The organism is Eubacteriales bacterium mix99 (assembly GCA_038396605.1).
Lineage (GTDB): Bacteria > Bacillota > Clostridia > Caldicoprobacterales > DTU083 > UBA4874.
The window spans coordinates 370,203-385,951 of record CP121690.1 but is presented as its reverse complement, the minus strand read 5'-3'; the positions used below and the strand labels follow the sequence as shown (position 1 = coordinate 385,951).

Genomic DNA, 15,749 nt, shown 5'->3' with positions numbered 1-15,749 from the left:
TATGGTATACTAAAGTTATAAATAAAGCAGCTGGAAGGTGCTATTTTTGCTTAAAATCATCATAATTGAAGATGATATGGATGCAAGACTAGGTCTAACTGATGTTATGGACTGGAATGATTTGGGACTTTCTTTATGTGGGAGTGCAGCGAATGGACGGCTTGGGCTCGAGCTTGCCCGCAAAGTAAGACCGGATGTTATTATTTTGGATGTGCGTATGCCGATTATGAATGGTATGGAATGTGCGAGGGAAATACGAAAGTTTCTACCACAATGCAGTTTTGTTTTTTTGAGCGGTTATAGTGATAAGAAGTATTTGAAAGAAGCGATTAAACTTCAGGCTGTGGATTATTTGGAAAAGCCCGTTGATTTGAATGAACTTTCCGAATTACTTGAAAGAATTGTACGAAATTATAAGATAACTCAAATATGGAAAGGATTTTCTAAAGAAAGCAACCAATATCAAAAGGTTTTTTCCCTGGTCAATGAGTATATGATTCTTTGGATTGATAATCAGTTGGATAAAGAAAGATTTATCTCCTGGACAGCACGATTACACATCGATATGGATCCGGATGGATATTTTTATAGTTTTTATACGCTGTGCAGTGAACGAAAAATGTTGAACACGGATACTTTCATAAAGATATATGATATATTTGCAGATCACATGGGTAAGTATTCTTTTGTAGCTCATCCTTATGATGACGGAATTGCTACTATAGTGGAGTGTGATCATCCAATAAGATTGGATTCTATTTATGAGGTGGCAAATGGAATCAACACTATATGTCAACAGGGATGTAAGAAGAATTGCGTTACAGCATTTTCGGAAGAAGCAAAAGGCTATCATTGTGTGGCACATCAATTCCGGAAATTGAATAAAAGAATACAATTATATTTAATATATGGATATGGAACTGTCATTACGCCAGCTATGTCAAAGAATTCAAAATCTGTATTGTCGGAATCAGATATCAATCATGTCATATATTTAATATCTATTGAGAAAGTTCAGGTATCTCTGTGTGAGTTGAGAAAACTTGAGCAATTGGCATACGAAGCAGGCGATAATGATATCAAGCGAGTACAGATGTTGTTTATCTACCTGTATTTTTCACTGAACAATCTGTTATCAGAAAAAGGAATTCTTTCGGAGGCGGATGTTTTTACTGAAATGATGAATAATTTGAATCAGCTGCAAAGTTCTACAATCAAAGACATTGTTCACCTTTGTGAAGAGAAAGTATCTATTATTTCCCAACTATTAAAGGATGTAGAGATAAGTGATGTAAGGATCAAAAAAGTGATTTCATACATGCAAAGCAATTATTCAAGTGATGTTTCACTGGATAGAATGGCGGATTATGTTTCTCTATCACCGACATATTTAAGCGGTATCTTTAAGAAAGAGACAGGGAAAAATGTCCTGCAATATTTGGAGGATATTCGTATAACAAAATCTCTTTCATTGCTGAGCAGAGGTGACCTAAGTATTTCGGAAATTGCCAATATGGTTGGATACCGTACACCACACTATTTTGCTCAAATTTTTAAAAGGGTTACCGGGATATCACCGAGTATGTACAAGAAACAGGTCTGATTACTTTGAATCAAAACATTGTAACCGTCAACCCGGCCGTCACATTGCAGGAAAGGCGTCAGAAAGGGTACAATTTACTTCAAAAGAGTTCAAAACGCTCTAAGAAGTGTTTTGAAGCAAATTGGAGTGAATTGAGTGGATACACAAAAAATTGTGACGAGGTTCCGGCTGTCGGGCTGGGGTGAAGAGGTAAAAGAACGGATAGCCAGCGGGCAGACCGTAAACGCATTCTGCGAAGAAAAGGGAATCAGCAAAGCCACCTATTACTACAGACAGAAGAAAGTACGGGAAGCTGCCTGTAGGGGGCTGTTGGAGAAACAAGGCGGCGAGGGTGGGCTTGTGCCGAACGGATGGACGCAGCTTGAGGAGCCTAAACTTGCCGCTGCTGCCGAAAGTATACTGACCATCGAAATCGGCGGCTGTCATATCAAGGTAACTGCTTCGACGGATTTGGAACTGCTGGCGAAGGTCTGCCGCGTACTGAGGTCGCTGTGATGCGCTTCGACGAAAAGCCCGTGTATCTGTGCTGCGGATGCACGGACATGAGGAAATCCATCAATGGGCTGATGACGCTTGTGCAGCAGAGCTTTTCTCTGGACCCTTTCGCCGATGCGCTGTTCGTTTTCTGCAACCGAAACCGTGACCGCATAAAAATACTTGAATGGGACGGCGACGGCTTCTGGCTGTATTTCAAGCGGCTGGAACGCGGACATTTCCGTTGGCCGTCGTCGGATGGAGAAGCGACAATGGCGCTGAACAGCGAAGAATTATCCTGTCTGATTGACAGTGCAAGGCTTGCAAAGAAGCTCAGCCGAAGCGAGGTTTCCGAACGTAAAATTTCGTAAAATATCGGGTGCGAAAAAGCCGATTTTTCTTGATTCCATGCGGTTTTTACGGTATAATTAGAGCATGGAAAAGCGAGAGAAAACAGTTGAAATTCCGCTGCATGTTTATGAGAATTTTCTCAAGCAGGCGGAGCAGATTGCCGAGCTGAAACAGCAGGTAGAGTGGCTGACGGAACAATTTCGACTTGCCAGTCACAAACGATTTGGCACGTCCAGTGAGCAGACGGACAACGGACAGTTGTGCTTATTCAACGAAGCGGAGGAAACCGCCGATTTGACCGCACCGGAGCCGGAGATCACTAAAGTCAAAGCGCATTATCGCCGGAAGACCCGTCTGACCACCGACAAGCTGCCGGAAGATTTGCCCGTCGAGGTCATCCTGCATGAGCTGCCGGAAGAAAAACGTGTCTGTCCTGACTGCGGCTGTCCTCTGCACAAGATGGGCGAAGAGGTGCGCGAGGAACTGAAAATCATCCCGGCAAAAGCCGTGCTTGTCCGCCATGTACGGCATATTTACGCCTGCCGGCACTGCGAGGAATCTTCCGACCGTGTGCCGATCGTCAAGGCGAGCATGCCGGAACCCGTCATCAAAGGCGGTTTCACATCGCCCGAATCGGTCGCCCACATCGCTGTGCAGAAATTTGTGATGGGCAGCCCGCTTTACCGGCAGGAGCGGGAATGGGCACAAAACGGCATTCTGCTTTCCCGTCAGACGATGTCGAATTGGCTCGTAAAAGCCAGTGAAGGTTGGCTGGAGCCGATATACAAAGAGATGAAACGGCAGCTATGCGAGCATCAGGTCCTTCACGCAGACGAAACCACCCTCCAAGTGCTGCATGAGGACGGCAAGCCCGCCCGGAGCAAGAGCTATATGTGGCTTTACCGGACAAGCGGCGAGGCGGAACACCAAATTGTGCTGTATGACTACCAAAGGGACCGAAAGTATACCCACCCGGAAACCTTTTTGAAAGATTTTTCGGGTTTTCTCCATACGGACGGTTATGACGGCTATCACAAACTCCCTGACCGGATTACCGTTGTGGGCTGTTGGGCACATCTGCGCCGAAAGTTCGACGAGGCGCTGCAAACGCTGCCGAAAGAAAAACGTGACTCGTCCGATGCCCAAAAAGGGATCGCCTACTGTGACAGGCTGTTTCATTTTGAGAAACAGTTTGCTTTGCTGTCCCCGGAAGAACGCCGGGAAAAGCGTGAACAACTCTCCAAACCGATGATGGAGGCTTTTTTCACATGGGCCGATTCGCTTCGCGCGCTGCCAAAGTCCCTGCTGGGCAAGGCGGTCTATTATGCGCAGAGCCAGCGCAAATATCTCAGAGCTTATTTATTGGACGGCAGGCTTGAAATCAGCAACAACCGCGCTGAAAATTCGATCCGTCCCTTTGTGATGGGACGCAAAAACTGGCTGTTTTCCAATACCCCTAACGGCGCGAGAGCTAGCGCGGTTTATTACAGCCTGATCGTTTCCGCCAGAGAAAACGGGCTTGTGCCGTTTGAATATCTCACGAAGATTTTCACTCAAGCCCCGAACGGCGTCGATCCTAAAACCCTTATGCCATGGAAGGTGTCACCCTTGGCTTGACGGTTACAAAACATTACGGGTATGGTGATCTTATGAAGTGGATGATATCGTTTTTTAAGAAGTTGTCAATAAAGACAAAGATAGCAGTGTCATTTTCTCTTGTCAGCATCTTTTCCCTTATTGCCATGGTAAGTGTTTCCTATATTCGAAATTCCGAAGTACTCAAGGAAAATATACAGGAGATGTCCTTCAGGGATGTTAATATTCTGAAGATGGATATTGAGCGTTATATGGGTCTTGATTCGGAAACCTATATCAGAGGCATATCCAATAGCTCTATTACAGATGTTTTGAGTAAGGATTTTGAAAAATATAATGATTATGAAAAGGCTCAATTTGTCAAGCAACTAAATCACTATGTAACAGAATTGGAAAGCAATCGAATTATTCGCATCCGAGTCTATATAGAAGATGAAAGACTGCTTTTTTTAGATAGCAGGAATTTCTTCCCGATGAGTAGTATAGAAGGACAATCGTGGTATCATGAGCTATTGAAAATGCCTGACGAAATTCAATGGAGCATTCCACATTATCCGGAATATTTTCCTGTATCGGAAAAGATAATTACTGCTAATTATTTGCTTACAAATCCTCAAAATTTCATGGATCCTATTTGTGTGGTATCTGTGGATTTCAGCGAAAAGGGGCTCAGGGATCTTTTGAATAGTCGCATCATTGCAGGAAAACACTTTGTGACAATTATTGATGACAGATCCCAGATAGTCAGCACGACTGATTACAATAAGCAGTTCTCCCGTAAATTTCTATCTAATATTGCAGGAGAAGATGCATGGTATAGCAGAAAGTATCATCACGAAAAATATATGACTTTATCACTTCCCATTGAAAAAACCCCATGGCATCTTCTTTATATTGTCAACTTAGATGCAGCTTTGGAACCAATCGCCAAAATACGAGACTTTATGATCTTGCTTTCCTGTGGTATGATTGCGCTGGTGATCCTGCTTTCTGATGTCTTATCACATATTATGACAAAACGAATAGTCAGTTTGAGAGATGCAGCTGTGAGAATTAGCGAAGGCAATCTGAATATCATCTTGGATACGGATGACTATTGTGATGAAATAAGTGACGTGCAAAGAAGTTTTTGTAAGATGGTATCCCGTATTTCCGATTTGCTGGATGAAAGCTTTCAGATGGCAATCAATCTGAAAAATGAGGAGATAAAAGCATTGCAGGCACAAATCAACCCGCACTTTCTTTATAACACACTTGATATAATTTCCTGGAAGGCAATTCGGCAGAAGAATTATGATATCTATCATTTGATAAAGAATTTAGCGAAATATTATAAGCTAAGCCTCAATCAAGGACAGGACATCGTTCCACTCGATGATGAGCTGAACCATATTAAATATTATGTAAACATTCAGAATGAGCGTATGAATAATGCGATCCAATTGACGATTGACGTGGATGATGCTTTGTGTGATCATACGCTTCCAAAATTAACGTTACAGCCTATTGTTGAAAATAGCATTCTTCATGGCCTTATGGAAAAAGATCCGCCTGGAGGGAAAATATCCATAAACGCTTTGTCTCATGATAACGTCATTGAAATCCGAATTGCTGATAATGGAGTGGGCATCAGTCCTGAGAAGCTGGAAGGAATTCTTGGGAAACATATAAGCAGCGACCACCACACTGGTTATGGATTAAACAATGTCAGGTATCGTCTGCGTTTTACTGTCGGTGGAGACTTAAGGATCGAATCAAAACCGGGTCTTGGCACAAAGGTCATCATTCTTCTTCCTGACCGGAAAGATTCTCATAATTTTTGCATTGGTTGAAATCTTATCATCCAATCCTAAAAATGTGATGATAACGTAAAATCCTTGTATTGTACCGATCTGCCTGATTGTTTAAAATGATGCTGTAAAAGAAAAAGGAGGCTGATCGGGATGCATATGAAGTCCGGGGGAAAGGAGTATTGGAAGCGTTACTATCCCCTTTATCTGATGCTGATTCCAGGGCTATTATACGTTATTATTTATAAGTTCCTTCCATTAATAGGATTGACTATGGCATTTCAGGATTTTCAAATTTTTGCAGGAGATAACATTCTGGAATCTTTATTTCTAAGTCCTTTTGTAGGAATTGATAATTTCAAGAAGCTTTTTTCTTATGGAGATTTTGCCCATGTATTTCAGAATACTATTATCATAAGCCTTATGAAGTTATTTGCTCTTTTTCCGGTTCCGATTATATTAGCAGTGTTAATCAGTGAGATTCCATCTATACGATACAAAAAAACACTCCAGACGGTGGTATATCTTCCCCATTTTCTTTCCTGGGTTGTTGTATTCGGTATTTTATCCACATTACTTGGAAGCTATGGAGCAGTAAATGCTCTACTTACAGATATCGGATTACAACCAATTGGCTTTTTCAGTGATCCGCAGGTATTCCGATGGACATTGGTTTTTAGTGATGGCTGGAAGGAGATGGGCTGGGGAAGTATTATATATCTTTCTGCTATAACTGGAATAAATGGTGAACTATATGAGGCTGCAACTATTGATGGAGCTCAAAAAATGCAGCAGATCTGGTATATTACTTTACCTGGTATTATGCCAACTGTTGCCATGATGCTGGCATTAAGGATGGGAAGCATACTAAATGCCGGATTTGAACAAATACTTGTGATGTATAATCCGGGCGTATATTCCACCGCCGATATTATTGATACGTATGTTTATCGAATGGGACTTGGGAAAATGGATTATAGTATGGGGACAGCTGCAGGATTGTTCAATTCAGTTATCAGCTTTATCATGGTAATTGGCGGTAATTATCTGAGCAAGAAAGTAACGGATTATAGCATTTGGTAGAATGGAGGGGTGGATAATGCAGAATAGGAAGACAAAAGGCGATCGTAGTTTCATCACTATAAACTATATTCTTCTTACACTGACAGGCTTTTTGACACTTATACCTATATTACACATACTGGCAGTTTCCTTAAGCGATTCAAAGTATGTTATCTCCAATACTGTTGGTATTTTGCCTAGGGGCTTTGAATTGGAATATTATAAATATGTGTTATCAAAGCATGACTTTTACAGTTCATATCGCAACACGATACTGATAACTGTTATTGGAACAGTTCTGAGCATGATAGTTACGGTATTAACTGCTTATCCGCTGTCCAAATCCTGGCTGCGGGGGAGAAAATTTTTATTGCTGTTGTTTGTATTCAGCATGATATTTTATGGTGGGATTGTACCATCTTATATGTTGATGAAGATGCTGAATCTCATTGATACCTTATGGTCACTGATCATACCTTTCTTATTGGCTCAGTTCAATATGCTGATAATCAAATCCTATATGGAAGGGTTGCCGGAAAGTATTGAAGAATCAGCTGAAATTGACGGAGCAGGTCCAACGAGAATATTGTTCTCCATAGTTCTGCCGATGTGTCTTCCTGTGCTGGCATCAATGACCTTGTTTTATGCGGTTGGATACTGGAATAATTATTTCCATGCCAGAATGTTTATCAGCAGTCCTGGTAAACGAACATTGCAGCTATATTTGAACGATCTGATTATTTCAGCGACACAGCTGCAAAATGATATGTCGGCAGATGAATTTATGAACTTATCTCCGGGAGGAGTTCAGGCTGCCACCATTTTTGCTGCTACCCTGCCCATTTTGCTTTTTTATCCCTATTTGCAGAAGTATTTTGTTACCGGGATAACAGTTGGATCTGTTAAGGGATAGCACATTGAACTTTAACGTATGTAAGGGGTTATGCTTAGAACATTCTGCGAGAATATAACAATCTTTAGGAGGGCTCTATTATGAAAATCAAAAAATCAATTGTATGTCTTCTCTTGGTGACGGCTTTACTTCTCTCGATTACTGCCTGCAGCAAAGGACAATCCGGTAACGCCGGTAAAGCAAAATCAGATTTGTCTCAACAAAAAAATACGGAGGATAATTCAAAATCCTCCAATTCCAAAAAGCCAAAATTAAAAATTTTGACTTGGTACGCACCTGATGTGGATATCAACAACGATCCTACTTATCATGATGTAGTGGAGCGCACCGGCTATGATGTGGAATACTTTATGCTGCCGGCGGATAACCCCGGTGAAAAACTTAATCTGGAGGTTTCCGGAGGTACTGTTTATGACATTCTGAAGCTTGCACCTATTGATTACAGTCGTTTGGTCTCTCAGGGAATTTATGCGCAATTGGATGATGTACTTGCAACTCATGGGAAAAATATTTTAAATTCGATATCTGAAGAAAGTTTTCAAACAATCCGTAAGGATGGGAAGACATATGGGATTCCGCAGATAACGGAAAGACCTAATATTGATGCCTGTCTTGCAGTGCGACAGGATATTTTGGACGAATTGTCCTTGCCGGTTCCCACGGATCTTGATGGGTTCTATAGCATGTTGAAAACGATAAAGCAGAAGAAACCGGACATGATACCCTATACATCGGATAACCCATTCAACCCGATTATCCTGAGTGCTTTTGATCTCTATGATGCATGGCCTGAGAGGAATGGAGAAATCACCTGGTATGGTAAATTGCCTCAGATGAAGAAATATCTGACCTTCATGAAGAAATTATATGATGAAGGTCTGCTGGATAAAGATTTCTCCATGAATAAATCAGATACTATCCTTGCGAAATTTACCAGTGGAAAGGCGGCGGCAATGCCTTATGGTTGGCTGAGAGCGGTAGGAACTCCTGAGGCTCTGCAAAAGAATGTACCGGAAGGGAAAATATCATTAATATTTCCACTGAAAGATGAAAACGGAAAGGTGGGTATTGTCCCTGCAGGCTTTAGTCTTAACAATGTAAGTGGTGTGATGAAGAAAAGCCCGAATATTAAGCATGCGGTTTCCTTTATGGATGCCAAATTGGACCCCAAGAATTTTACGTTTTTGACATTGGGCGAGGAAGGCGTTACGTATAAAGTTGAAGATGGGAATAAATACCGTCCGATTATGCCGGAGTTCACCAAACAGCGTGGGAATGCCTATGCTTACTTAAATGGCTTTGATGAGAAGATTTATCCTGATATGTGGCTGGCGCGAATCTGGCGGGATCCGAGCCTTGGGGAAGCCTTTGAGACATTGAACAACAAATATGATCAGTATGCAGTGAAGCCTGCCCTGGCTTATATGCCACCTCTCCCTGCAGAGGGAAAGTACATTCAATCATTAAATGCTTTTGTACAGGATACCTTTACTCAGTTCATTATGGGTGTCAAGCCTATGAAGGAATATGATGATTTCCTGAATCAGTGGGAAAATCAGGGAGGAAGAGAAATAACGAAAGAGCGAAATGAATGGTATCAGGAACAGGCCAAATAAGAATTGGATTATAAATTACAGATGAGTTGTTTAGATAAGTGTTATAATACTCGCAGAATGGGATCTTGAGCTGTTACAACCGGTGCATATTTGGCCTCCGGTTGTCATTAGGGTTAATTTACGGTTGATGTTAACCTGGCTGAAAAAGAGGAGTGGTTTCATGTCAGAGAAGTACGATGTGATCGTGGCAGGAGGAGGGCCAGCCGGCCTGGCTGCGGCAGTGTCCGCGGCAAGACTGGGCGCCCGGACAGCTGTGATTGAGAAAAACGGGGTTTTGGGCGGCAATCTGACTTCCGGGCACGTCGGCCCGATTATGGGATCGACGGACAAAGGCACCATGACGGAGGAGATATGCGATCTTCTGAAAGTCGGGGGCCCTCAAAGGATGCATGATGTGGAGTGGGCCAAGATGGCCCTGCCCAGATGGGTTTCCGATGCAGGGGTGGATATTTACGTGCAGACCCAGGTTGCAGATGCCATTATGGAGGGCAATACCATCCGCGGTTTGGTGATCGCCGGAAAAAACGGATTGGAAGAGATCTATGGTGATGTGGTGGTGGATGCCACGGGAGATGGTCTGGCTGCCTATTGCGCAGGAGCGGAATATGGGATGGGACGACCGGGAGATAAACTGGTGCAGCCGGCGACACTGATGTTTACGTTGGAAAATGTGGATACGGATTGGGCAGTATTCTGTTACGGAGAGGAATGTGCCACTCCGGTTCATGGGATGCGCTACGATGAATATTGTATCAAGGCCAATGACGAAGGAAGGCTGCCGGAGAACGTCAGTGTGGTGCGGCTTTATCCGCATGTGAACAAGGGCGAGGTGCTGTGTAATACCACACAGGCAAATCATACCGACGGAACCGATCGGAAGGATCTGATCAAGGCAGAACTTCTCCTGAGGGAGCAGATCGTTCAGGTCGTGGATTTTCTCCGGAAATATATACCGGGATATGGGGACTGCAGACTGAAGGACAGCGCCGATGTGTTGGGCGTGCGGGAAACCAGACGGATCCTGGGAGAGTATGTACTGACCGATGAGGACGTATTGACGGGAGCGCGCTTTCCCGATGTTGTAGTGCATAATGCGAGGTTTTCGGTGGATATTCACAATCCCACAGGAGGAGGACAGGCGGAAGGAAAGGCCAAAAAGACCAGGCCCTACGATATCCCCCTTCGCTGTCTGATTCCCCGAAAAATTGACGGGCTGATCGTAACCGGACGCTGCATCTCCGGTACGCACCGGGCCCATGCCTCCTATCGGGTCATGAAGATTGCGATTCCCCTGGGGCAGGCGGCAGGTATTGCAGCGGCACTGTCGGCACAGAAGGACGTTCTTCCCCGTGAACTGCCTGCCGATGCCGTACAGAAGGTTCTGCTGGATTCCGGTGTGATTTTATTTGACTGATTGCCATACACCCATTGATTATTTCCTCATATACTGTAAGTGAAGGGCATACCGGGATAAAATCCCTGTGCCTGATACTTTACAATTCAAAGAGGGGGTTTAAGTATGGGATTCTTCGGTAGAGACGATGACAGCTTGTTATTCTTCTTCCTTCTGCTGGTTATCTTCTTCTGCAACTGCGGACTGTTCGAGTCCGGATCCGAATTACTCTTCTTCTTCCTGATTCTTGTCATTATGTTTGGCGGAGGAAGGTTCTTTGGTGGTTGCCGTGGAGTGGCAGAGGCATAAGAAAGTCGGAGTACAATGAACTGACAGAGAAATTATGGAAGGAGTCGCTTATTTTAGGCGGCTTCTTCTTTTCGTTCCTGGCTTTCCCTGCTTTGGTCCTGCAGCGTTCCTGTCCGGTCATGAAAATGCCATAACAGTATCACGAAAAACGCGAACTCTTTCGCTACTCCATCATTGTTTCCGCCCGGGAAGAGATAAAAATGGACGTGTCGCTGTTTCCACAGGCCTGGGGCTTTCCATCGCAAAGCAATTGACAGAACGCATGGGAGGCAGCATGCAGCATTCAAGCAGATTACGCGGCCGGAAAATTGACCATTACGGTTTGCTTTCCCGAAAAGCAAAAAAGTCGTGCCCGCTGATAAGCGAAAGAAAAGTTTTACTGGAAGGAACATCGGAAATAAGTTAAAATAGGGGGGAAAAGCAAATATGGAGTATACAAGGGAAGAGAGAGATCGTTATGAAGGTCCTTTTTTTATCGGTTACAGCCGGACAAGGGCATAATCAGACAGGAAAGTCTGTGATGGAGTGTCTGCGGGAAAAAAATGTGGACTGCATTATGCTGGACACATTTGAATACATCAACCCAATTTTAAAGGCGTCAATTTCCCAGGGCTATCTGCTGTCCATCAAACTGACCCCGGCTTTATATGGCAAGATCTATCGCGCGGCGGAAAAGCTGGAGAAAAACAATCTGAAAATGTCCGTGGACCGGAAGGCCAATTCCATATGGGCAAAAAAACTGGTCTGCTATATTGATGAATACGACCCGGATGTCATTGTCTGCACGCATATTTTTCCTGCGCAGATTTTAACGCAGATCCGGCGCCGTGTCGGCCTTCGTGCCAGGATAATCGGCATCGTGACCGATTTTACCATCCATCCGTTCTGGGAAGAGGCGGACCTGGACTTCTATATCATTGCCAATGAACTGCTTTCCAGGCAGGCTGTGAGAAAGGGACTGAGGGAGGACCGTCTGAAATCCTTCGGGATCCCCATCAATAAAAAGTTTGCAAAAAGAATGCCGGTGGGAGAAGCCCGTGCAGCTCTTTCCATCCAGGACAAGGACACCGTACTGATAATGAGCGGCAGCATGGGCCATGGGGATGTGGCGAAGGCAGTGAAGCAGATCGATCGCCTGAATCTGGACTTTCAGATTCTGTCCGTTTGCGGAAACAACCGCAGTCTGAAGGCAAAACTCGATGAACTGGATCTTGCCAGATCCATATATAACTATGGCTTTGTAAAAAATGTCGATGTTATGATGGATGCATCCAACTGCATCCTTACCAAACCAGGGGGACTGACCGTATCGGAAAGCCTGGCTAAGGGGCTTCCCATGCTGCTGATTGATCCCATTCCCGGACAGGAGGACCGCAATGTGGAGTTTCTCCTGAACAATGGCCTGGCAATGAAGGCAAGCAAAACCTTTCCTGCCGATGAAGCGGTTTATCAGCTGCTGACCAATACGGAAAAGGTTCATACCATGATCAGCCGGATGAATTACATGGCCCGTCCCAACTCTTCCATGGATTTATGCGATTTTATTCTGAGCCTTGAATAAACAGGGTAACAGAACCTATTCATTGTCATAAAATATAAAAAAGGATTCCGGGCTGGGGCGAAAAAAATGGACAGCCGGTTTGCCCGGAATCAGGCCCCGTGGAACGGGAAACGGGAGAGGTGAGACATATGTATGGAATGGAGCATGATTTACCCATAGCGGATTTTGTGATAGGATGCAATGGAAGGACAGGAGAGTTTTTGTAAAGGGTTTCCCTAAACTATGGAGGTGCAGTCATGAACATCAAAAATGTAATTGCCCGGATGACTCTGGAAGAGAAAGCATCCCTGTGCAGCGGTCTCGATTTCTGGCACTTAAAACCGGTTGAGCGGCTTGGCGTGGAAAGCATAATGGTGTCGGACGGACCTCACGGATTGAGAAAGCAGGATCAGAAAGGCGACCATCTCGGCATCAACGATTCCATTGAGGCGGTTTGTTTTCCTGCCGCCTGCGGTCTGGCGTCGTCTTTTGACCCGGAACTGCTGCGGAAGATGGGCGTGGCACTGGGCAACGAATGTCAGGCCGAAGATGTCGGCGTGCTCCTTGGACCGGGGATCAATATCAAGCGCAGTCCCCTGTGCGGCCGGAATTTTGAATACTATTCCGAGGATCCATATCTGGCCGGACAACTGGGCGCTGCCTTTACCGAAGGGGTTCAGAGCCGGCATGTGGGCGTAAGCGTAAAACACTTTGCCGCCAACAATCAGGAAGAACGGCGCATGTCTGTTTCCGCGGAAATCGATGAGCGAACCCTGCGGGAAATTTATCTGGCAGCATTTGAACAGGTGGTCCGCCAGGCAAAGCCATGGACGGTCATGTGCAGTTACAATCGGATCAACGGGGAATATGTGTCCCAGAGTCCCCGGCTGCTGACGGAAATCCTGCGGAAGGAATGGGGATTTGACGGATATGTGGTGACGGACTGGGGCGCCTGCGATGACCGGGTGGCCGGGCTGATTGCCGGTCAGGATCTGGAGATGCCCGGAAGCGGCGGTGTAAATGACGCTGAGATTGTACAGGCCGTTCGGGATGGCCGGTTGAAGGAATCGGTTCTGGATACTGCCGTGGAACGGATTCTCCGTATCAGTCAGCGTTTTCTGGAAAACCGGGATCCCCATGCGGTGTTTGACCGGGACAGGGATCATGAGCTGGCCTTTGATATTGCCTGCCAAAGCATGGTACTGCTGAAAAACGAAAGGAAAGTACTGCCGCTGGACGGCCGGCAGAAAGTTGCTTTTCTCGGCGCTTTTGCCAAAACGCCCCGCTATCAGGGCAGCGGCAGCAGTCACATCAACGCCCACAGGGTGGTAGGAGCCCTGGAAGCTGCGAAGCAGCAGGGGTTTTCCGTTTCCTATGCTCCCGGATACCGTCCGGACAGCGATGTGCCGGATAAGGCATTGATTGCCGGGGCAGTGGAAGCAGCCAAATGCGCTGATGTGGCCGTGGTGTTTGTCGGTTTGCCGGAAAGCTATGAATCGGAAGGGTACGACCGGATACATATGCGCATGCCCGAAAGCCACAATGCTCTCATAGAAGCGGTGGCTGCGGTTCAGCCGCATTGTGTGGTGGTGCTGCAAAATGGCAGTCCGGTGGAAATGCCATGGATTGATAAGGCGGAAGCTGTACTGGAAAGCTATCTGGGCGGAGAAGCGGTCGGCGAAGCCCAGGTGGATCTGCTTTACGGATCGGCCAATCCCAGCGGTAAGCTGGCGGAAACCTTTCCCCTCCGGCTTCAGGACTCCCCGTCCTATTTGAATTTTCCGGGAGACAGGGACCGGGTGGAATACCGGGAAGGGGTTTTCACAGGGTATCGCTGGTACGACAGTGTGGACCGGGAAGTGCTGTTTCCCTTTGGTCACGGTTTGTCCTATACTTCCTTTGAGTACAGCGATCTGCATGTGGACCGGAAGAAAGTTTCCGGCGAGGAATCCTTAACGGTGACGCTGAAGGTGAGAAACACCGGAAAGCGGAGCGGCAGGGAAACGGTGCAGATCTATGTGCAGCGGCCTGCCGGAAAAGGCCCCGTCCGTCCGGACAGGGAGCTTCGCGGTTTTGCAAAGATATCCCTGGCGCCCGGGGAGGAAAAAGAGGTATCGGTGGTCCTGACCAAACGCGCTTTTGCCTGTTACAGCGCGGAAACCGCAGATTGGGTGGTTCCCGCCGGGGAATATGGAATTCTGGCCGGCGCGTCCAGCCGGGATATCCGCCTGGCGGGCAAGGTTGTCCGAACCGATCAGCCGGCGGCGGGATGGCGTGTCACCCGGAATACCACTCTGGGGGATATTCTGGCCAATCCGGTGTCGGCGGCCGCCCTTCAGAAAGCGGCACAGCAGGCCGGCATGCCTTTATCATCCGGTTCCGGGGACGAAGAGCTGGGAGGAGGGGCGGATAGCATGGCAAGGAATATGTTCTTCAATGCTCCCCTGCGTGCAATCCGAAACTTTGCCGGCGGGAAAATCACCAACGCCATGCTGCAGCAATTGGTCGACAACATCAACGATGCCCTGACAGCAGCCGAAAAGGCAGAATAAGAGACAGGGAAGTGCAGGACAGGACGTTTTCCCTTGCTTATCTGACGTTTGTTGCTTTTTTCACAGGTTTGGGGTATATTAATAAGGAAGAAAGTATGGAAAAGCGGAAATGGATGGTCAGAGGATGATTGCAGGAATATGATTGCAGGAATTGGATTGGATCTGATTGAAACAGCCCGGGTGGGACGCTCCATCAAACACCCGGGTTTTTTGAGGAAAGTTTATACCCCTTCGGAGCAGCAATATATTTCGGATCGGAACCAGAGTGCGCAGACCGCTGCCGGGATATTTGCAGCAAAGGAAGCAGTATCCAAGGCTCTTGGAACCGGTTTCGGATATGCCCGCTGGCTGGATGTGGAAATCCTTCAGGATGATCTGGGAAAGCCTTATGCGGTGCTGACCGGAAACGCCCTGGAACGGATGCATGCCATCGGGGGAAAGAATGTTTTGATTTCCATTACCCATATCCGGGATCTTGCCGCAGCACAGGCTGTCATTGACGGCTGAGATCCTGACAGTGCACGGGGAAAAATCGGAATGGATTTTATCA

At 46.0% G+C, this 15,749-nt stretch carries 13 protein-coding genes; all 13 read left to right on the top strand.

Going from position 1 to position 15,749, the window contains the following annotated elements:
* The first annotated feature begins 46 nt into the window (after window positions 1–46).
* The 13 genes from QBE55_01600 (at window position 47) to acpS (ending at window position 15,706) form a co-directional block, all read left to right on the top strand.
* Complete coding sequence (locus QBE55_01600; GenBank protein ID WZL78892.1) at window positions 47–1,603, top strand: response regulator; 1,557 nt, start codon at window positions 47–49, stop codon at window positions 1,601–1,603.
* Between the two features lie 135 nt (window positions 1,604–1,738).
* The gene (locus QBE55_01595; protein WZL78891.1) at window positions 1,739–2,098 is read left to right on the top strand and encodes an IS66 family insertion sequence element accessory protein TnpB; all 360 of its coding nucleotides are present in this window, start codon (window positions 1,739–1,741) and stop codon (window positions 2,096–2,098) included.
* Window positions 2,098–2,448, top strand: a complete 351-nt coding sequence (gene tnpB, locus QBE55_01590) for an IS66 family insertion sequence element accessory protein TnpB (protein WZL78890.1) — start codon at window positions 2,098–2,100, stop codon at window positions 2,446–2,448. Before QBE55_01595 ends, tnpB begins: the two co-directional genes overlap by 1 nt.
* A gap of 64 nt (window positions 2,449–2,512) precedes the next feature.
* Window positions 2,513–4,045, top strand: a complete 1,533-nt coding sequence (locus QBE55_01585; protein WZL78889.1) for an IS66 family transposase — start codon at window positions 2,513–2,515, stop codon at window positions 4,043–4,045.
* 212 nt (window positions 4,046–4,257) lie between these two features.
* On the top strand, window positions 4,258–5,856 hold the full coding sequence (locus QBE55_01580; protein ID WZL78888.1) for a sensor histidine kinase: 1,599 nt from the start codon (window positions 4,258–4,260) through the stop codon (window positions 5,854–5,856).
* Window positions 5,857–5,967: 111 nt separating this feature from the next.
* Window positions 5,968–6,897, top strand: a complete 930-nt coding sequence (locus tag QBE55_01575) for an ABC transporter permease subunit (GenBank protein ID WZL78887.1) — start codon at window positions 5,968–5,970, stop codon at window positions 6,895–6,897.
* Window positions 6,898–6,913: 16 nt separating this feature from the next.
* On the top strand, window positions 6,914–7,789 hold the full coding sequence (locus QBE55_01570) for a carbohydrate ABC transporter permease (GenBank protein ID WZL78886.1): 876 nt from the start codon (window positions 6,914–6,916) through the stop codon (window positions 7,787–7,789).
* A gap of 80 nt (window positions 7,790–7,869) precedes the next feature.
* Window positions 7,870–9,405, top strand: coding sequence for an extracellular solute-binding protein (locus QBE55_01565; GenBank protein WZL78885.1), 1,536 nt, complete (start codon window positions 7,870–7,872; stop codon window positions 9,403–9,405).
* A gap of 160 nt (window positions 9,406–9,565) precedes the next feature.
* A complete protein-coding gene (locus tag QBE55_01560; protein WZL78884.1) occupies window positions 9,566–10,819 on the top strand; it encodes an FAD-dependent oxidoreductase in 1,254 nt (417 codons plus the stop codon).
* Window positions 10,820–10,924: 105 nt separating this feature from the next.
* Entirely contained in the window at window positions 10,925–11,107 is a 183-nt protein-coding gene (locus QBE55_01555) for a hypothetical protein (protein WZL78883.1), read from the top strand.
* Between the two features lie 457 nt (window positions 11,108–11,564).
* Window positions 11,565–12,668 (top strand): glycosyltransferase, encoded by a 1,104-nt coding sequence (locus QBE55_01550; GenBank protein ID WZL78882.1) that lies wholly within the window; start codon window positions 11,565–11,567, stop codon window positions 12,666–12,668.
* A 236-nt stretch (window positions 12,669–12,904) separates the two neighbouring features.
* The gene (locus QBE55_01545) at window positions 12,905–15,199 is read left to right on the top strand and encodes a glycoside hydrolase family 3 C-terminal domain-containing protein (GenBank protein WZL78881.1); all 2,295 of its coding nucleotides are present in this window, start codon (window positions 12,905–12,907) and stop codon (window positions 15,197–15,199) included.
* Between the two features lie 138 nt (window positions 15,200–15,337).
* Window positions 15,338–15,706 carry a holo-ACP synthase gene (acpS, locus tag QBE55_01540; GenBank protein WZL78880.1) on the top strand — a complete coding sequence of 123 codons (369 nt, stop codon included), beginning with the start codon at window positions 15,338–15,340 and terminating at the stop codon, window positions 15,704–15,706.
* The last annotated feature ends 43 nt before the right edge of the window (window positions 15,707–15,749 follow it).